The following is a 17,073-nucleotide window of genomic DNA, read 5'->3' as shown; positions in this document are numbered from 1 at the left end:
TGGCTAGCGACAGTCAGCCTAGGACGGCCAGTTTCGGCGGGCCTCCGCAACCTGCTAGTCGTCGCTGCGCGGCCCCCTTGTGGCGTAGGTGTCGCGTGGCTGAAGGCTGTTTGGCATAATCGGACTTAACGAACTTGCCAAACGAAAGGATCAGATGATCGTCCTGAGAGCTCCCCAAGACCAAGTCCTGGGCGCGTTGCAAGTAGTCAGGGGCATCGTGGAGAGACGGCATAGGCTGCCTATCCTCGAAAACGTGTTGAGTCGGCCAAGCCGGGCGCTCTCCGTTTACGACGAATTTTTGTGCTTGGCCAGCGAGCCGCCGCAGTTGCTGCGCCTGCCGCCTCCGCCGCCCTCGGCCGTTGGCATGGTCTCGCTACCGATCAAGTTGAAGCTCGGCCGCGTCCGCGAGCTGAGAGGTTTCTTCGGCGCGACCAAGGTCAATGCGCGCAACGCCCCCTGAAGCAGTCGATCCATCAGCCATGAAGACCGTCTCCACCACACAAACTTCCGCCCGAAGCTCGGCACGCGTCACCCGTGCCCCCCAGCGCCCATCGCCCTATGTCTCCTCAGCGCAGACCCGCTCCCTCCTTGCCGGCAGCCTCGCTGCCAGGACGGAACGGCTGCAGGCCGACGACATCGTGACCACGGAGCAAGCTGCCGAGCTAGCAAGCACCACCCGAGTGACCATCAACGCTTGGATCGCGAAGGGTCGAGCCATTGGGCTCACCCAAACCCGCCGGGGCTTTCGGTTGCCGAAATGGCAGTTCGAGCCCGGGCTTTGGGACGCGATCCCCGAACTCGCCAAGGCCCTGGGCACCAGCGAAGGCTGGGCCATGCTGTCGTTCCTGGAGACGCCGCTGGGCGGTCTCAGCGGCAGGACCCCTCGCCAGGCAATCGAACAAGGCGACACGTCACGGGTGCTGGAGCTTGCATCGGCGGAGGGTACTTGATCGATCCGCATGAAGCTCGCCGACCTCGAATTCGCTCCCAGTTTTGATCTCCCGGCCCCTGCCGTCCTCTATCGCATCCAGCGCGCCCGTGCACGACGCGGCTCCCTGCGCGTCGGACGTGTGCTGTTGCCGCCGGCGCACCTGCTGAGCGGCCGCTTCGACGTGTCCGGCCTTCCGGTCGGCTACTTCGCCGAGGCTCCTGAGACCGCGGTGTATGAGTCGCTCTGCCGGCGCGAGGCCACGGCCGTCTCTATGCAGACTGCTGCGATGCGCACATTGCTTTGCGTCCAGACGTCTCGGTCCTTGCCGCTGCTTGACTTGCGCATGCATGCAAGCAGTTGGCCAGTGCTGCAGTCGCTACGGCTCAGCCACACGCAGGAACTGGCCGCTGAGGCCCATGCACAAGGATTTGCCGGATTCGTCTACTGCTCAGCCCAACAACACAACATGCACTGTTACGCGATCTTCGGCGACACGCTGACAAGCCTGCGCGCAGTCTGGGCAGAGCGGCTTACAGAGCGCGGCACAGGGAATTTGCACGCAGTCCTGGCCGGTGCCATCAGGGGGTCGCAGGTGCCGCTGGTGCCATGAGAAGCCTGTTGTCCAGCAGACGGACAGGCAACACGCCGACCGGCCGCTCGCTCATCAGCCGGCCGGCCCACCTGTTGCCCGCGACCGCTGCGCCAGCAGCCGCTTCCTCACCGCAAAGATGTTGTTGCGCAACGCGTAAAGCTCTTCGGCATACGACAGCGGCACCGCAATGCGGTGGGTGACACGGTCCAGCTCATCCAGCTCGTCGAGCAACGCGTCGTGCTCATCGATGCCGGCCTCCAGCTTGGCCTCCACCTCGCGCAGCCGCGCATACCAGCGGAACACGCGCGAGCGCACGCGGAAGGTGTAGAGCGGCGGCACCACGCGCGACAGCGGCAGCATCAGCACCAGCAGGCCGCCGACCACCAGCCACATGCGTTCCAGCAGATTGCCGGCCCAGAAGGGCAGGTAGCGGGCCCAGGCCGGCGGCGTGCCGTTGATGGCGCGGTCGCCCTCGGCGCTGACCGGCAGCTCGCTGGTGCGGGTGTTGGGGAAGTCGCGCGCGCCGTTGAACCAGCCGGCCTCGCCGTGCAGGCGCAGCGCGGCCTGGGCGAACAGCTGGCGCAGCGCAGGGTGCGTCTGCTCGCGCGCCAACAGCGCGGTGGTGGTGGCGAGCAGCGGCACGTCGTGCGGCGGCACGTCGGCCGCCAGGTCCACCACGCCGCGCGGCAGGCTCACGGTGGACAGGAAGGGCAGGTGACGCGAGTAGGCCTCGTTCTGCTCGAAGGCCATCAGCGCAATGGCCGGGTCGCGCAGCAGCGCGCGGACGACGCCGGCCTGCGGCGCCGAGATCAGCACCGCAGCGTCCAGCTGGCCCTGGCGCAGCGCCTCACCCGCAGCGTCGGGCGCCAGGTTGGACAGTTGCAGGTCGCTCGGCTTCAGCTGGTTCAGCGCCAGCAGCTTCTCGACGATCTGCGGCACACCGCTGCCGTCCTGATCCACATTGACGCGCAGGCCGCGCAGCTGGTCCAGGCGCTGCAGCTCGCCGCCGGGTTGGCGGCGCGCGACGCCGAGATCGCGGCGGTAGAAGATCCAGATCGGCTCGTAGAACAGGCTGCCCAGCGAGACGATGCCGGCCTCGGTGTCGGCCACCGGATCGGCCATGCCGCCGCGCACGAACCCCACATCGGCGGTGCCCGCGCGCAGATGGGCCAGGTCGTCCAGCGCGCCTTCGGTGGCGATCAGCGCCACCTGGATGCGCTCGCGCGCCAGCGCCTTCGCATAGCCCTCGCCGAAGCCGGCGTAGGCGCTGCCGGCCGGGCCGGTGGCCAGCCGCACCTGGCGCGGCGGCTGCGGGTCCAGCCACCAATAGGCCGCCACCAGCAGGCCGCCGCCGAGCAGCAGCAGCGGCCCCATCGACACCGTCAAGTCGCGCAGCGTCTGCAGCAGCAGGCGCAGGCTGCGGGTGGCCTGCCATTGCTGAATCGGCGTCATGGCTTGCCGTCCTGAGCGGGCAAGTGCTGGGCCTGCGTGTTGCAGAGTCGCTTGCGTTCCTGAGCACCCGCACGAGCGGTGGCCCCATGGGTGAGGAGGGTCGTGATGCCGGAACGTCGCACGGGCTGGGCCTTTGCCGATGGAGGAGCGGCGGATCGTAGGGGAGGCCCGTTGGCCGGACTGTTACGTCCGTTTCCGCAGTGCTGCCGACTGCTCGCCCAGTGACCCTGAGCGGGCCCGGCAGGAAGCCGCACGCGACAATCGCATCTCTTCCCAGAGACCGCGACAGCCATGACCACCCGCACCGTCCACGGCGCCTGCCCCCACGACTGCCCTGACACCTGCGCCATGCAGGTGACCGTCGAGAACGAGCGTGTCATCAAGGTGCAAGGCCGCGCCGACCATCCCAACACCCACGGCGCGCTGTGCACCAAGGTCTCGCGCTACCCCGAGCGGACGTACCACCCCGAGCGCGTGCTCCACCCGCTCAAGCGCGTCAGCAGGAAGACCGAGGCGCCGCGCTTCGTGCAGGTGAGCTGGGCCGAAGCCATCGCCGACATCGCCGCGCGGCTGAAGGCTGTTCCAGACCCGCAGACCATCCAGCCCTACAGCTACGCCGGCACGATGGGCCTGATCCAGGGCGAGGCCATGGCGGGGCGCCTCTGGAACGCGTTGGGCGCCGCGCGGCTGGACCGCACCATCTGCGCCTCCGCAGGCGGCGCGGGCCTGGCCGCCACCTTTGGCCACAAGCTGGGCATGCACACGCGTCATTTCGCGGGCGCGAAGCTCATAGTCATCTGGGGCAGCAACTCCATCGCGTCCAACCTGCATTTCTGGACCTACGCCAACCAGGCCAAGCGCGAGGGCGCCAAGCTCATCTGCATCGACCCGCGCAAGACCGAGACGGCAGACAAGTGCCACCAGCACATCGCCGTACTGCCAGGGACTGACGGCGCGCTGGCGCTGGGGCTGATGCATGAGCTGATTGCCAACGACTGGCTGGATCGCGACTACATCGAGCACTACGTGGACGGCTGGGACGAACTGCGCGCCAAGGCCCTGGCCTGGCCGCCCGAGCGCGTGGCCGAGACCTGCGGCATCAGCGCCGACGAGGTGCGCGCCCTGGCGCATGACTACGCAACGACCAAGCCCGCAGCCATTCGCATGAACTACGGCCTTCAGCGCGTGCGCGGCGGCGGCAATGCGGTGCGCCTGATCGCGCTGCTGCCTTGCCTGACCGGCGCCTGGCGCCATCAGAGCGGCGGCGTGCTGCTGTCGGCTTCGGGCTGGAACGCGCCCTTCAAGAATCCGAATCTCGAACGCCCCGACTTGCTGGCCGGACGTCAGCCGCGCATGGTCAACATGAGCACCATCGGCGATGCGCTGCTGCAGGCTGACGCGCCGATAGCGGCGCTGATCGTCTACAACAGCAACCCCGTCGCCGTGGCGCCCGAGTCGCCCAAGGTGGTGAAGGGCTTCCAGCGCGAGGACTTGCTCACCGTCGTGCTCGAGCACTTCATGACCGATACGGCCGACCTGGCCGACTACGTGTTGCCCGCCACCACCCAGCTGGAGCATCTGGACGTGCACACGTCCTACGGCCACACCGACGTGCTGATGAACCAGCCGGCCGTCGCGGCGCTGGGCGAGGCCAAGCCCAACACGCAGATCTTCCGCGAGCTGGCCGCAGCCATGGGCCTGACCGACCCGTGCTTCAGCGACAGCGACGAGGCGTTGGTGGCGCAGGCCTTCACGCCCGACGTCGACATGTGCTTGCTGCGCCAGCAGGGCTGGCTGCCGCTGCCCATCGCCGAAGCGCCGTTTGCCGAAGGCGGCTTCCGCACGCCCAACGGCCGCGCCCAGGCCGCGGGCGCCGACTACGTGCCCAACTACGAGAGCGCGCAGAGCTCGCCCGAGCTGGCCGCCCGCTACCCGCTGGCCATGATCTCGCCGCCGGCGCGCAACTTCCTGAACAGCAGCTTTGTCAACGTGAAGAGCCTGCGCGACATCGAGGGCGAGCCGCTCATAGAGATGCACGCCGACGACGCCGCCTTGCGTGGCCTGGCCGATGGCGCGATGGTGTCGGCTTTCAACGACCGCGGCCGCTACGTTGCCCGTCTCAAGGTCAGCAAGCGCGCGCGGCCCGGCGTCGTCAATGGCCTGGGCGTGTGGTGGCGCAAGCTGGGCGCGCAGGGCACCAACGTCAACGAGGTGACCCACCAGCGCCTCACGGACATGGGCGAGGCGCCGGCCTTCTACGACTGCCTCGTCGAAGTGGAAGCGGCTTGATCCGTCGCCTGCTGCTGTCGGCATCGCTGCTGGCCCTGGGCGGCTGCAGCGCCCTCGGCCACTGGAGCCAGGCGGCTGGCGGCCACCTCGGCATCACGCGTGCTGCCAAGCCGGTGGACGACTGGCTGGCCGATCCTGCCACGCCGGCCGACCTCGCCCAGCGCCTGCGCCTGTCGCAGCAGATGCGCGACTTCGCCAGCAGCCGCCTCGCCTTGCCCGAGAACAACAGCTACCGTCGCTACGCCGACCTTGGCCGCCCGGCGGCGGTCTGGAACGTCATCGCCGCGCCCGAGTTCGGCATGTCGCTCAAGACCTGGTGCTATCCCATCATGGGCTGCGCCGGCTACCAGGGCTGGTTCGACCTCAAGCGCGCCCAGGCCCAGGCCGACGCGCTGAAGGCCGAGGGCTGGGAGGCGCAGGTGCAGGCCATCCCCGCGTACTCCACGCTGGGCTGGAGCCGCCTGCTGGGCGGCGACCCGCTGCTCAACACCTTCATCCGCTACGCCGAGGGCGAGCTGGCCGCGATGATCTTCCACGAGCTGGCCCACCAGCGCGTCTACGCCAGCGACGACACCGGCTTCAACGAGGCCTATGCCAGCGCGGTCGAACTGATCGGCGCCCGCCAATGGCTGGCCAACAAGCGCGACGCATTGGCCGCCTTCGAGGCCGGCCGGGCGCGGCGCGCGGCCTTCCTCAAGCTGGCCCGCGAAGGGCGCGAGCGGCTGCTGGCGGTCTACGCAGGTCCGCCCGACGCTCGCAGCGCCGGCAAGGCCGCTGTCTTGGCCGAGCTGCGCGAACGCGCCCCGCGCGAGGCGCCCGGCTACGACGCCTGGTTCCAGCGCGCCAACAACGCCAACTTCGCCATCCTGGCCGCGTATGACGAACTCGTGCCCGCGTTCATGCGCCTGTTCGAGCGCGAGGGGCGAGACTGGGTGAGATTCCACGCTGCGGTGGAGCGGCTGGCGCCGCTGCCCAGAGAAGAACGCCGCGCCCGATTGAAAGGCCTTGAATGAAGTTGACCCTGCGACGAGTCAAACCCGCTGACGCTGCGGCAATCGCCGAGCAGTTTGCCGACCCCGACGTCTTTGGCGGCACGCTGCAACTGCCCTTCGCCAGCGAGGAAATCTGGGCCCAGCGCATCGCCGGCATGAACCCACCGGCGGCCGGTTCCAACGAGCTGGTGCTGGCGGCGGTGATCGACGACAAGCCCGTGGGCCTTGCCGGCCTGCACACGGTCGGCCCCTCGGTGCGCCGCCGTCATGCGATGGGGCTGGGCATCACGGTTGCGAAGGCTTCGCAAGGGCAGGGCGTTGGCCAGGCGCTGATGGCCGCGCTGATCGACTACGCCGACAACTGGGCGCAGGTGCTGCGCATCGAGCTGACGGTCTATCACGACAACGCGCGGGCGATCCGGCTGTACGAGCGGCATGGCTTTGAGCTTGAAGGGCGGCTCAAGGCGTATGGGTTGCGCAATGGCGTGTACGAGGATGTGCTGTCGATGGCGAGGCTGCATCCCAAGCCGCCGCGCATCCCGGCGGGCTAGCCGGCCCGCCGTCGTCGTCTGCGCCACATCGGCTGCCAGATGAGGGCCGCAGTGCCGATGGACAAAAGCGTCCAGAGACCGGTAAATGCGTAGTTCGGCAGTTGCGGTTGGCTGGCTGGCGTGCGGCAATGGGTGGGCGTGTACCTGCTGCATAGCAATACGACCGGCTTGCCTAGCGGCGGAAGTTCATCGGCGACGAAGGGCTGCGTGGTGAGCGTGAACGGCGCGCCGCCGGCCACAGGCTGAAACGTCGGGCTGTACCTCGGTCGGCTGGTTCGGCGCTCGAGGGGACCAGCGTCAACCATGATGGCCTCGACCTGCTGCACGTCACCGCGCAGGAAGTCGGCATCGTTCTGCCAGATCCCCAAGTTCATGCCGGCTGCGACCAGCAGAAAGGGCAGCGGAAACGCCGCCTCGACCCAGGGGGGGCGGCTTCGGGTCGCCATGCCGGGTCAGTGCACCTTGGCGCGCAGGCCGGCATCGCGCTTGAGCAGTTCACCGAACACGGCCTCGGCATTGCCGAGGCGGTAGATGTCGGCGTGGCGGTGCGCTTTCAGGGGCGTGGTGAACATGGTTTCAATGACTCACCGGATGGAGGTCGGGCCTGCATCATGCTTCAGCGTCTGGCCGCCTCGCCACCCAAAGAGCCCGGCCACCGCCCCGGCCAGGCCCGCCACAACGGCGGTGACGCTGACGGCGCTCGTCAACCAGCCTTGCTGGCGGCGACTCAGGCGCGGCTTGCGGCGGGGGTGGTGCACAAGCTCGTGCATCAACGCGATCTCGTGCTGGCGCTCCTCAATGAGGTGGGCCAGGTCGCCGCCGTGCGCGAAGCGGCGAGCCAGCTGACGCACCGCGTCCAGCTCGCGCTGCCGCACGCGCAGGCCCGGCGCCTTCAAGGTGCTGCCCAGCGCGCGGGCGCGCAGGAACAAGGCCTTGGCGGCGAGGCGGTCGGCCTGGCAGCCCCAGCCGGCGTCCAGGCAGCTGGCGAGGTTGAAGGTGGCGTCCGCATGGCCCTGGGCCGCCGCAGCGGTGTAGAGCGCCACGCCGCGCGCCGCATCGGGCGCACCGCCCCAGCCGGCGACGAGCATGCGGCCGAGGTTGAACTTGGCCGTCAGGCTGCCTTCGCTGGACGCGCGCTCCAGGCGCTGGCGGGCCTGCTCGGGGTCGCGCGGCAGGCCCAGGCCTTCGAGCTGGCAGAAGGCGAACATCGCCAGGCCCTCGGCATTGCCCGCGTCCGCCGCGACGCGGAACCAGTAGACCGCCTGCTCATGGTCGGGCTCGGCCGCGCGCAGATGCGCCAGACCCTCTTCGAGCGGGTCGAGGCTGTGCGGGTCGGGGTCGACGGGTCGCAAGGTTCCTCCCTGGGCGGCTGGCGGGCTTTTCATTTGCCCGGCTTTTGAGGCGCTGAAGTATCCGTGCAATCAGGGCGGCAGGGTGTTACGCAAGGCTTCTCGCTTAGAGTGCAGCGCACCACATAGAGGAGAGCCGCCGTGGCCGAGATCCGCATTCACCGAGACCACGACCTGGGCCTGAAGAAGGCGCGTGAAATTGCCTGGCAATGGGCCGAGCAGGTCGAGCAGAAGTTCGACATGGCATGCACCGTACACGAGGGCGATGACGAGGACACCGTCGAGTTCACGCGCTCGGGCGTGAAGGGTGAGCTGACCGTCAAGGCCGATGGCTTCGAGCTGGTCGCGCAGCTGGGCTTCCTGCTCGGCGCGTTCAAGTCGACCATCGAGGGCGAGATCCAGAAGGAGCTGGACGTGCTGCTCAGCGCCGGCAAGAAGAAGGCGCCGGCCAAAAAGAAACCGGCTTGAAGCCGGCTCTTTCTGGGCGCCGTGGCGCGTTACTTCAACGATTCGATCAAGTCGATGTACTGCTGCATCGCGTCATCGCTGCCGGTGCCCTTCAGCTCGTTCCACGCGTCCCACTTGGCGCGGCCGACCATGTCGGTGAAGCCGGGGCGCTTGCCGTCGACGTCGCCGCTGCTGCCCTGCTTGTAGAGGGCGTAGAGCTTGAGCAGCGTCGAGTTGTCGGGCCGCTCGGGCAGGTTCTTGGAGTCGGCGACGGCGGCTTCGAATTGGTCCTTCAGGCTCACGGGGGTTCTCCAGGCTGATTGGGGGCGTCGATTCTGATGACAATCGAACGACGGGGCGGCCGAGTTTAGGCCCGCCAAAAACGACAACAGAGGAGACGCCGTGGGCCAGACCAGCGAACGCATGTCGAAGGTGGATACCGCCTGGCTGCGCATGGATACCGAGGCCAACCTGATGATGATCGTCGGGGTCTGGTCCATCCGGCCCGGCATCACGCTGGACTGCCTGCGCGAGCGCGTGGCCGAGCGGCTGCTGCAGTACCCGCGCTTTCGGCAGAAGGTGGTGGAGGACGGCCTGATCGGCGCGCAGTGGGTGCTGGACAAGGACTTCGACATCGCCCGCCACGTCGTTGCCGAGCTGCCGCTGCCGCTGCGCGGCCAGAGCAACGACGCGGTGCTGCGCGAGCGCGTCGCCGAGCTGTGCTCGCAGCCGCTGGACCCGGCTCACCCGTTGTGGCAGTTCCAGCTCATCGAGGACATGGGCGACGGCACCAGCGCGCTGATCGCCCGCATCCATCACTGCATCGCCGATGGCATCGCGCTGATCGCCGTGATGCTGTCCATCACCGACGGCGGCAAGGCGCCGCCCCGGCGGGCGCCGAAGGAAGAGCCGCCCGGCGAGGCCGACTGGCTGCTCGATGCCTTCCTGCGGCCGATGTCCAACATGACCGTCAAGGCCATCGGCATGACCGGCAAGGGCGTCGCCAAGGGCATCGACGTGGCGATGAGCGGTGCAACGCCGATGGACTCGTCGCTGGAGATGGCCCGCATGGGCTACCAGGCCGTGTCCGACGTGGCCGCGTTTGCGCTGATGCCCGACGATTCGCCGACGCGCCTGAAGGGCAAGCCCGGCGCGAAGAAGACGGTGGCCTGGGACGACAGCCTGGCGCTGGACGAGGTGAAGGCCGTGGGCAAGGCGCTGGGCGCGTCCATCAACGACGTGCTGCTGGCCTGCGCTGCAGGCGCCATCGGCAAGTACCTTGCCGACAAGGGCGAGGACCCGGCGGGCAAGGAGATCCGCGCGATGGTGCCGGTCAACCTGCGACCGCTGGAGCATGCCTGGCAACTGGGCAACCGCTTCGGCCTGGTGCCGCTGGTGCTGCCGATCGGCATCGCCAACCCGGTGGAGCGGCTGTTCGCCGTGCGGGCGCGCATGAGCGAGCTGAAGGGCAGCTTCCAGCCGGTGATGGCCTTCGGGCTGTTGTCGGTCGCGGGCCTGCTGATCAAGCCGGTGCAGCACGCGATGCTGAACCTGTTCGCCAAGAAGGCGACGGCCGTGATGACCAACGTGCCCGGCCCGGCCGAGGCGCTGAAGTTCTGCGGCTCGACGGTGGAGAAGGTGATGTTCTGGGTGCCGCAGTCGGGCGACATCGGCATGGGCCTGTCCATCCTGACCTATGCCGGCCGCGTGCAGTTCGGCCTCATCACCGACCAGGGCCTGTGCCCCGACCCCGAGGCCATCATCGCGAACTTCGCACCGGAGTTCGAGAAGCTGCTGATGCTGTCGCTGATGATGCCGTGGGGGCTGGACCCGTCCTGACGCTCACTTCGGTTTGGCAGCTGCGGTTGGCTCGACCTTCTTTGCTTTGACCTTCTTGCCCGCGCTGGTCGGGTGGGCCATCGCCACGGTGGCCGGGTCCGCTTTCGCGAGGTAGGCCGCGTACTGCGCTTCGTCGCAGGGCTTGGCGTCGTTGTAGTAGCGGTTGTCGCCCTTGATGCGTTCGCCGGCAAAGGCGGGCGCCGGGCTGCCGGGTGCGGCATGGGCGATGTAGCTGGCGTAGCTCTGGGCGCAACCGTCGCGCAACGTGGCCTGGGCGTAGTCGGCAGGCGTGTTGGCGGCAGAAGCGGGGAGGGCGGTAACCAGTGCGGCAAGGGCTGCTGCGAGGGTTCTCATGGCGTACCTCCTGAGTGCCGGGTAGGCACGGTCAAGATTACGCCGCTGCGGCCCCAAACGCAAAGGCGCTCCGAAGAGCGCCTTGTGCTGCCTGAGCGTTAGCCCGGATCAGAGCTTGGCGGGCTCGGCCTTCTTCTTCAGCGTCGGGCGGCCGGCGGCGGTGGGGTAGGCGGACATCACCTTGGCGGGGTCGGCCTTGTTGTCCAGGTAGGCGGCGTACTGCTTCGACGTGCAGGGCAGCACCTTGCCGGGGCGGGCTTCGCCCTTGTACTTGCCGTTCGAGTAGACGAACTGGTATTCGTTGGCGGCGACCGGCGTGGCGATGCTGCTGGTGTCGCTGTAGCTCATGGCGCACTCGGCGCGCAGCTCGGACTGCTCGGGTGTCTGCTTGTTGGCGGCCTGGACAGAGAAGGCTGCAACGGCGGCGAGGGCGGGGATCAGGAACTTCATGGCGCTTGTCTCGTTGAGTGGGTGTTTGATGGAACGAAGCTTACGTTGCCACGCGCCAGCGCGCACCCCCGGAGGCGCGGGTGGGTGGTTCGTGACATCCGTCACGACTCACTCTTCCAGCTCTTCGCGCGCCAGCTCCACGTCGAGCTGCTCCATCGCATCCAGCGCCTCGCACGCGGCCGCGTCGGCGTAGAGCTTCTCGGCCTCGGTCATTCGCTTGTCGCCCTCCAGCATGACCAGGCCGTTGGCGCGTTCGATCATCGCGATGGCGCTGGTCGGGTTGAGCTTCAAGGCCTGCTCGAACATCTTCAGCCCGGTGGCCGTGTCGGCGCCCTGCGTGCGGCCGAGCAGCTTGCCGACCTTGTCGATGACCTCGGCATGGAAGGCGCCCAGCGCGATGTGCGCGTCGGCATGCTTGGGTGCCAGCTCGATGGTTTTCTCCAGCGCGCCCTTGACCTTGGTGCCCAGGCCTTGCGCCAGCGCCTTGGCGATGCTGATGCCCTGGCCGTAGCGGCCCAGGGCGTAGGCCTGCCAGTACCAGGCGTTCGGGTTCTTGGGTTCGGCGGCCTGCTGCGCCTCCGCGCGCTCGGCGATCTCCAGGAACATCTCCAGCTTGGCCTTCTCCTTCTTCTCCAGGTAGTTGGCGTAGATGCCCTGGGCCTTGTTGGCGACGGTGATGCCGGCGCCGCCGGCGGCCAGGCCGGCGTCGTACGCGGCCTGGAACTCACCGGCGTGGAAGTGGATCCAGGCCTGCTGAACAGCCGCGTCTTTCGGGAAGGGCTCGGCGTCGCCGGCATGCAGCCGGCCCCACTGCTTCTTCAGCGTCGCGGGCGTATAGACGAAGGCGGCGTTGTCGTAGGGAAAGGCGGTCCACTTGGCCATCACGTTGTCTCCTTCAGGGCTGTTGTTGATAGTTGCCGGCGAGGTTGAAAAGATGATCCCGGGAGGCCGGCTCCAGGTAGGGCAGCAAGAGGCTCAGTGCATGGAACGCCCCGCGCAGCAGCGCCGCGCCGGCGCGGTCGGGCTCCAGCGCGCGGCGCGGGTCGCGCACGTATTCGTAGCTCAGCCAGTAGCTGACGACGACCACCATCGCGCTGGCGGTCGGCGTGGCGTCGCGCAGCTCCATCTTCAGCGCGCCGCCCAGATGCAGGCCCGACAGCACGTTGCGCATGGCCTGCTCCTTGGCGGCGAGCAGCGTCTGGAAGTGGGTCTCCAGCCGTCGGTTCTTGAACAGCAGGTCGTTCAGGTCGCGGTAGAGGAAGCGGTACTTCCAGATCAGCTCGAACAGCATGTGGAAGAACAGCCAGGCGTCCTCCACGTTGCGCACGTTGTCGGCCGCGCCGAGCAACTCGTTCAGCTCGGCTTCGTAGCGGCCAAAGAGGGCGTTGATCAGCTCGTCCTTGGCCGGGTAGTGGTAGTACAGATTGCCCGGGCTGATCTTCAGTTCGGCCGAGATCAGCGTCGTCGACACATTGGGCTCGCCAAAGCGGTTGAACAGATCCAGCGTGACCTCGAGGATGCGCTCGGCGGTGCGGCGGGGTTTCTTGGGCGTGGGCATCGCGGGGGATTCTGGCAGTGATCGGCACCGGAATAGGGCCGACTTTTAGAATGGCAGGCTATGCCGAATCCGAGTTCCCCGCCCGCCATCTCCTTCGAGAACGTCAAGAAAACTTACCGGGGAGGGCAGCTGAAGGCGCTGGACGGGGTCAGCTTCGACATTCAGCCCGGCGAGTTCTTCGGCCTGCTGGGCCCCAACGGCGCAGGCAAGACGACGCTGATCAGCGTGCTGGCCGGCCTGACCAAGGCCACCGAAGGTCGCGTGCGCGTCATGGGGCATGACGTTGTCGACGACTACGCCGCCGCCCGCAAGGCGCTGGGCGTGGTGCCGCAGGAGCTGGTGTTCGACCCCTTCTTCAGCGTGCGCGAGACGCTTCGCATCCAGAGCGGCTATTTCGGCGTGCACGGCAACGACGACTGGATAGACGAGCTGCTGCACAACCTGGGTCTGACCGACAAGGCCAACGCCAACATGCGCCAGCTCTCGGGCGGCATGAAGCGCCGCGTGCTGGTGGCCCAGGCGCTGGTGCACCGCCCGCCGGTCATCGTGCTGGACGAGCCGACCGCCGGTGTCGACGTGGAGCTGCGCCAGACGCTGTGGCAGTTCATCGCCCGCCTCAACAAGGAAGGCCACACGGTGCTGCTGACGACGCATTACCTCGAGGAAGCCGAGGCCTTGTGCCAGCGCATCGCCATGCTGAAGGCCGGCCGCATCGTCGCGCTGGACCGCACCTCGCAGCTGCTGGCCGGCACGGCGTCGACGATGCTGCGCTTCAAGACCGACGCGGCGCTGCCGCCGGACATCGCGGCGCGGGCGCGGGTGACCGGCCGCATCGTGCAGGTGACAGCGCATGACGCTGCAGAGGTGGAGTCCACGTTGGCAGAGCTGAGAAAGGTCGGGGTGCCGGTCGAAGACTTAGAGATCGGCCGCGCCGACCTCGAAGACGTGTTCCTGGAAATCATGCAGGGAGAGCACGCATGAATGGCGCCTCGACCCTGTTCAAGAAGGAAGTGCTGCGTTTCTGGAAGGTCGCTTTCCAGACCGTGTGCGCGCCAGTGCTGACGGCGGTCATGTACCTGCTGGTCTTCGGCCACACGTTGGAAGACCACGTGAAGGTCTATGACAGCGTCGGCTATACACAGTTCCTCATCCCCGGCCTGGTCATGATGAGCGTGCTGCAGAACGCATTCGCCAACAGCTCGTCCAGCCTCATCCAGAGCAAGATCACCGGCAACCTCGTCTTCCTGCTGCTGACGCCGCTGTCGCCGCTGGCCTGGTTCGTGGCCTATGTCGGGGCGGCCGCCGTGCGCGGGCTGGCGGTGGGCGCGGGCGTGCTGCTGGTGACGATCTGGTTCGCGCCCCCGGGCATGGACAACTTCCTGTGGGTGCTGGTGTTCACTGTGCTGGGCGCCGGCCTGATGGGCACGCTGGGCCTGATCGCCGGCCTGTGGGCCGAGAAATTCGACCAATTGGCCGCCTTCCAGAACTTCATCATCATGCCGATGACGTTTCTCTCCGGCGTCTTCTACTCGGTGCATTCGCTGCCGGGCTTCTGGCAAGGCATCAGCCACCTGAACCCGTTCTTCTACATGATCGACGGCTTCCGGCGCGGCTTCTTCGGTGTCAGCGACGTGTCGCCGTGGCTCAGCCTGGGCGTGGTCGGCATCAGCTTCGCCGTGACGGCGGGCGTCGCTTTGTCGCTGCTGAAGAGCGGCTACAAGATACGTTCCTAAAATGCCGGGTTTCCCAGAAGGACCACTCATGGCCGACCCGACCCCGCAAGAAGTGCGCGACTTCATCGCCGCAGGCCTGCCCTGCGCGCATCTCGAAGTCGAGGGCGACGGCCGCCATTTCTTCGCGACCATCGTGTCAGACGAGTTTGCCGGCCTCACCCGCATCAAGCGCCACCAGCGCGTCTACGCGGCCTTGGGCGAGCGCATGAAGGAGCAGATTCACGCGCTGTCGATGAAGACCTTGAGCCCCGAAGAATGGAGTGCCAAATGAGCGGCTTGACCCTGGCGCTCTCCAAGGGCCGCATCTTCGAAGAGACGCTGCCGCTGTTGCGCGCCGCCGGCATCGAGGTGCTGGAAGACCCCGAGACCTCGCGCAAGCTCATCCTGCCGACCAACCGCGATGGCGTGCGCATCGTCATGGTGCGCGCCAGTGACGTGCCGACCTATGTGCAGTACGGCGGCGCCGACCTCGGCGTGGCCGGCCGCGATGTGCTGCACGAGCAGGCACTGGCGCAGGGCGGCTCCCACGGCCTGTACCAGCCGCTGGACCTGAAGATCGCCCGCTGCCGCATGAGCGTCGCCACGCGCGCGGACTTCGACTACGCCGCCGCCGTCAAGCAGGGCTCGCGCATCCGTGTCGCCACCAAGTACACCGAGATCGCCCGCCAGCACTTTGCCGACAAGGGCGTGCACGTGGATCTCATCAAGCTCTACGGCTCCATGGAGTTGGCGCCGCTGACCGGCCTGGCCGAGGCCATCGTCGACCTCGTCTCCACCGGCGGCACGCTGCGCGCGAACAAGCTGGTGGAGGTGGAGCACATCATGGACATCTCGTCCCGCCTCGTCGTCAACCAGGCCGCGCTGAAGTTGAAGCGCGACACGCTGCGGCCGCTGATCGACGCCTTCGCGGCGGCTATTGCATGAAACTCGTCCGCCAACTGTCCACGGCTGATGCCGGCTTCGACGCCGAGTTCGAGCGCCTGCGCTTCTGGTCGGCTGCAGACGATGCCGCCATCGAGGCCCGCGTGGCCGAGATCCTGGCCGATGTACAGCAGCGCGGCGACGCCGCCGTGCTGGACTACACCGCCCGCTTCGACCGCGTGAAGGCCGACAGCGTCGGCGCGCTGGAGATCACCCAGGCCGACCTGCAGGCCGCGCTGGCCGCCATCCCGTCGGCGCAGCGCGATGCGTTGGAAGCCGCCGCCAAGCGGGTGCGCACCTACCACGAGCGCCAGCTGCAAGCCTGCGGCCTGAGCTGGAGCTACCGCGACGACGACGGCAACCTGCTGGGCCAGAAGGTCACGCCGCTGGACCGCGTCGGCATCTACGTGCCGGGCGGCAAGGCGGCCTACCCGAGCAGCGTGCTGATGAACGCCATTCCCGCCCACGTCGCGGGTGTCGGCGAAATCATCATGGTCGTGCCCACGCCCGACGGCGTGCGCAACCCGCTGGTGCTGGCCGCCGCCGCCGTGGCGGGGGTGCACCGCGTCTTCACCATCGGCGGCGCTCAGGCCGTGGCCGCGCTGGCCTATGGCACGGCCACCATCCCGCGCGTCGACAAGATCACCGGCCCGGGCAATGCCTACGTCGCGTCGGCCAAGAAGCATGTCTTCGGTCAGGTCGGCATCGACATGATCGCCGGCCCGAGCGAGATCCTCGTCATCGCCGACGGCACCACGCCGCCGGACTGGGTGGCCATGGACCTGTTCAGCCAGGCCGAGCACGACGAGCTGGCGCAGAGCATCCTGCTCAGCCCGGACGCCGCCTTCCTGGACGCCGTCAGCGCCAGCATGGACCGCCTGGTCCAGGAGATGCCGCGCGAAGCGGTCATCCGCGCGTCGCTGGCCGGCCGCGGCGCGTTGATCCTGACGCGCTCCATGGAAGAGGCCTGCGAGATCAGCAACCGCATTGCTCCTGAACACCTGGAGATCAGCGCCGCCGACCCGCAGCGCTGGGAGCCGCTGTTGCGCCATGCCGGCGCGATCTTCATGGGCGCCTACACCAGCGAAAGCCTCGGTGACTACTGCGCCGGCCCCAACCACGTGCTGCCCACCGCCGGCACGGCGCGCTTCTCGTCGCCGCTGGGCGTCTACGACTTCCAGAAGCGCAGCAGCCTCATCGAGGTCAGCGCCGAGGGCGCCCAGGCACTGGGCCGCATCGCGTCGACGCTGGCCCATGGCGAGGGCCTGCAGGCCCATGCGCGGGCGGCCGAACTGCGCCTGCGGTAGTCAGGCTTGTAAAGACACGAAGTTCGTGCAACACGAACTTCGTGTAATCTCCGGGCCATGAAGAACGTCACCGTTTCCATGGACGACGCCGTCGCCGAATGGGCCCGGCTCGAAGCCGCGCGACGTAACACCAGCGTGTCCCGGATGGTCGGCGAGATGCTGGCCGAGAAGATGCGCCACGACGATGCCTACGAGCGGGCGATGCGTGAAGCGCTCGAGTGGCGCAGCTGGGGATCGTCGACCGGGCCTTATCTGACCCGCGACGAGATGTACGACCGAAGCCAGCCGCGCGGCTGAGGTCGGGTGCC

General features: G+C 67.9%; 22 protein-coding genes and 1 pseudogene. 15 read left to right on the top strand and 8 right to left on the bottom strand.

Annotated features, from left to right (window positions below; translation table 11 throughout):
- Positions 1-154: 154 nt before the first annotated feature.
- The 4 genes and pseudogenes from ACG00Y_RS11840 to ACG00Y_RS11825 all read left to right on the top strand — a co-directional run.
- Positions 155-265, top strand: a pseudogene (locus ACG00Y_RS11840) (DNA polymerase III subunit beta); the annotation flags it as partial.
- Between the two features lie 39 nt (positions 266-304).
- Positions 305-460 (top strand): hypothetical protein, encoded by a 156-nt coding sequence (locus tag ACG00Y_RS11835; protein ID WP_394479684.1) that lies wholly within the window; start codon positions 305-307, stop codon positions 458-460.
- 19 nt (positions 461-479) lie between these two features.
- Positions 480-950: a hypothetical protein gene (locus ACG00Y_RS11830; RefSeq protein WP_394478992.1), complete on the top strand. Its 471-nt coding sequence runs from the start codon at positions 480-482 to the stop codon at positions 948-950.
- A 9-nt stretch (positions 951-959) separates the two neighbouring features.
- Entirely contained in the window at positions 960-1,541 is a 582-nt protein-coding gene (locus ACG00Y_RS11825) for an RES family NAD+ phosphorylase (protein ID WP_394478990.1), read from the top strand.
- 54 nt (positions 1,542-1,595) lie between these two features.
- On the opposite strand, the gene ACG00Y_RS11820 is transcribed toward ACG00Y_RS11825, so the two are convergent.
- The gene (locus ACG00Y_RS11820) at positions 1,596-2,975 is read right to left on the bottom strand and encodes a TAXI family TRAP transporter solute-binding subunit (RefSeq protein ID WP_394478988.1); all 1,380 of its coding nucleotides are present in this window, start codon (positions 2,973-2,975) and stop codon (positions 1,596-1,598) included.
- Positions 2,976-3,266: 291 nt separating this feature from the next.
- On the opposite strand from ACG00Y_RS11820, the gene ACG00Y_RS11815 reads away from it, so the two are divergent.
- From ACG00Y_RS11815 to ACG00Y_RS11805, 3 genes are read left to right on the top strand one after another with little or no spacing between them, the layout of a single operon-like run.
- A complete protein-coding gene (locus ACG00Y_RS11815; protein ID WP_394478987.1) occupies positions 3,267-5,264 on the top strand; it encodes a molybdopterin-containing oxidoreductase family protein in 1,998 nt (665 codons plus the stop codon).
- Entirely contained in the window at positions 5,261-6,277 is a 1,017-nt protein-coding gene (locus tag ACG00Y_RS11810) for an aminopeptidase (RefSeq protein ID WP_394478986.1), read from the top strand. The genes ACG00Y_RS11815 and ACG00Y_RS11810 overlap by 4 nt, the downstream gene beginning before the upstream one ends.
- Positions 6,274-6,807 (top strand): GNAT family N-acetyltransferase, encoded by a 534-nt coding sequence (locus ACG00Y_RS11805; protein WP_394478984.1) that lies wholly within the window; start codon positions 6,274-6,276, stop codon positions 6,805-6,807. The genes ACG00Y_RS11810 and ACG00Y_RS11805 overlap by 4 nt, the downstream gene beginning before the upstream one ends.
- On the opposite strand, the gene ACG00Y_RS11800 is transcribed toward ACG00Y_RS11805, so the two are convergent.
- On the bottom strand, positions 6,804-7,253 hold the full coding sequence (locus ACG00Y_RS11800) for a hypothetical protein (protein ID WP_394478982.1): 450 nt from the start codon (positions 7,251-7,253) through the stop codon (positions 6,804-6,806). The genes ACG00Y_RS11805 and ACG00Y_RS11800 overlap by 4 nt on opposite strands.
- A gap of 138 nt (positions 7,254-7,391) precedes the next feature.
- Positions 7,392-8,159, bottom strand: coding sequence for a tetratricopeptide repeat protein (locus ACG00Y_RS11795; protein ID WP_394478981.1), 768 nt, complete (start codon positions 8,157-8,159; stop codon positions 7,392-7,394).
- Between the two features lie 138 nt (positions 8,160-8,297).
- Between ACG00Y_RS11795 and ACG00Y_RS11790 the strand changes: the two genes are divergently transcribed.
- A complete protein-coding gene (locus ACG00Y_RS11790) occupies positions 8,298-8,624 on the top strand; it encodes a polyhydroxyalkanoic acid system family protein (protein WP_394478980.1) in 327 nt (108 codons plus the stop codon).
- A 29-nt stretch (positions 8,625-8,653) separates the two neighbouring features.
- On the opposite strand, the gene ACG00Y_RS11785 is transcribed toward ACG00Y_RS11790, so the two are convergent.
- Complete coding sequence (locus tag ACG00Y_RS11785) at positions 8,654-8,905, bottom strand: acyl-CoA-binding protein (protein WP_394478979.1); 252 nt, start codon at positions 8,903-8,905, stop codon at positions 8,654-8,656.
- Between the two features lie 121 nt (positions 8,906-9,026).
- On the opposite strand from ACG00Y_RS11785, the gene ACG00Y_RS11780 reads away from it, so the two are divergent.
- Positions 9,027-10,442: a wax ester/triacylglycerol synthase family O-acyltransferase gene (locus ACG00Y_RS11780; RefSeq protein ID WP_394479678.1), complete on the top strand. Its 1,416-nt coding sequence runs from the start codon at positions 9,027-9,029 to the stop codon at positions 10,440-10,442.
- 3 nt (positions 10,443-10,445) lie between these two features.
- On the opposite strand, the gene ACG00Y_RS11775 is transcribed toward ACG00Y_RS11780, so the two are convergent.
- The 4 genes from ACG00Y_RS11775 to ACG00Y_RS11760 form a co-directional block, all read right to left on the bottom strand.
- Positions 10,446-10,796, bottom strand: coding sequence for a hypothetical protein (locus ACG00Y_RS11775; RefSeq protein ID WP_394478977.1), 351 nt, complete (start codon positions 10,794-10,796; stop codon positions 10,446-10,448).
- Positions 10,797-10,904: 108 nt separating this feature from the next.
- Entirely contained in the window at positions 10,905-11,246 is a 342-nt protein-coding gene (locus tag ACG00Y_RS11770) for a hypothetical protein (protein WP_394478976.1), read from the bottom strand.
- 108 nt (positions 11,247-11,354) lie between these two features.
- The gene (locus tag ACG00Y_RS11765; RefSeq protein WP_394478974.1) at positions 11,355-12,128 is read right to left on the bottom strand and encodes a hypothetical protein; all 774 of its coding nucleotides are present in this window, start codon (positions 12,126-12,128) and stop codon (positions 11,355-11,357) included.
- A 13-nt stretch (positions 12,129-12,141) separates the two neighbouring features.
- Positions 12,142-12,804 (bottom strand): TetR/AcrR family transcriptional regulator, encoded by a 663-nt coding sequence (locus ACG00Y_RS11760; RefSeq protein WP_394478972.1) that lies wholly within the window; start codon positions 12,802-12,804, stop codon positions 12,142-12,144.
- A gap of 60 nt (positions 12,805-12,864) precedes the next feature.
- Here ACG00Y_RS11760 and ACG00Y_RS11755 point away from each other — a divergent pair, with 60 nt between their 5' ends.
- From ACG00Y_RS11755 to ACG00Y_RS11730, 6 genes are read left to right on the top strand one after another with little or no spacing between them, the layout of a single operon-like run.
- A complete protein-coding gene (locus ACG00Y_RS11755) occupies positions 12,865-13,785 on the top strand; it encodes an ABC transporter ATP-binding protein (RefSeq protein WP_394478971.1) in 921 nt (306 codons plus the stop codon).
- The gene (locus ACG00Y_RS11750) at positions 13,782-14,537 is read left to right on the top strand and encodes an ABC transporter permease (RefSeq protein WP_394478969.1); all 756 of its coding nucleotides are present in this window, start codon (positions 13,782-13,784) and stop codon (positions 14,535-14,537) included. Before ACG00Y_RS11755 ends, ACG00Y_RS11750 begins: the two co-directional genes overlap by 4 nt.
- 28 nt (positions 14,538-14,565) lie before the next feature.
- A complete protein-coding gene (locus tag ACG00Y_RS11745) occupies positions 14,566-14,808 on the top strand; it encodes a BolA family protein (RefSeq protein ID WP_394478968.1) in 243 nt (80 codons plus the stop codon).
- Positions 14,805-15,461, top strand: coding sequence for an ATP phosphoribosyltransferase (gene hisG, locus ACG00Y_RS11740; RefSeq protein ID WP_394478966.1), 657 nt, complete (start codon positions 14,805-14,807; stop codon positions 15,459-15,461). Before ACG00Y_RS11745 ends, hisG begins: the two co-directional genes overlap by 4 nt.
- On the top strand, positions 15,458-16,765 hold the full coding sequence (hisD, locus tag ACG00Y_RS11735) for a histidinol dehydrogenase (RefSeq protein WP_394478964.1): 1,308 nt from the start codon (positions 15,458-15,460) through the stop codon (positions 16,763-16,765). The genes hisG and hisD overlap by 4 nt, the downstream gene beginning before the upstream one ends.
- A gap of 57 nt (positions 16,766-16,822) precedes the next feature.
- Positions 16,823-17,062, top strand: a complete 240-nt coding sequence (locus ACG00Y_RS11730; RefSeq protein ID WP_394478963.1) for a CopG family transcriptional regulator — start codon at positions 16,823-16,825, stop codon at positions 17,060-17,062.
- The last annotated feature ends 11 nt before the right edge of the window (positions 17,063-17,073 follow it).

It is taken from the genome of Pelomonas parva (assembly GCF_043555835.1).
Taxonomy (GTDB): Bacteria; Pseudomonadota; Gammaproteobacteria; order Burkholderiales; family Burkholderiaceae_C; genus Pelomonas; species Pelomonas parva.
The sequence above is the reverse complement of the archived record's forward strand: the minus strand, read 5'-3'. Positions and strand labels throughout refer to the sequence as shown.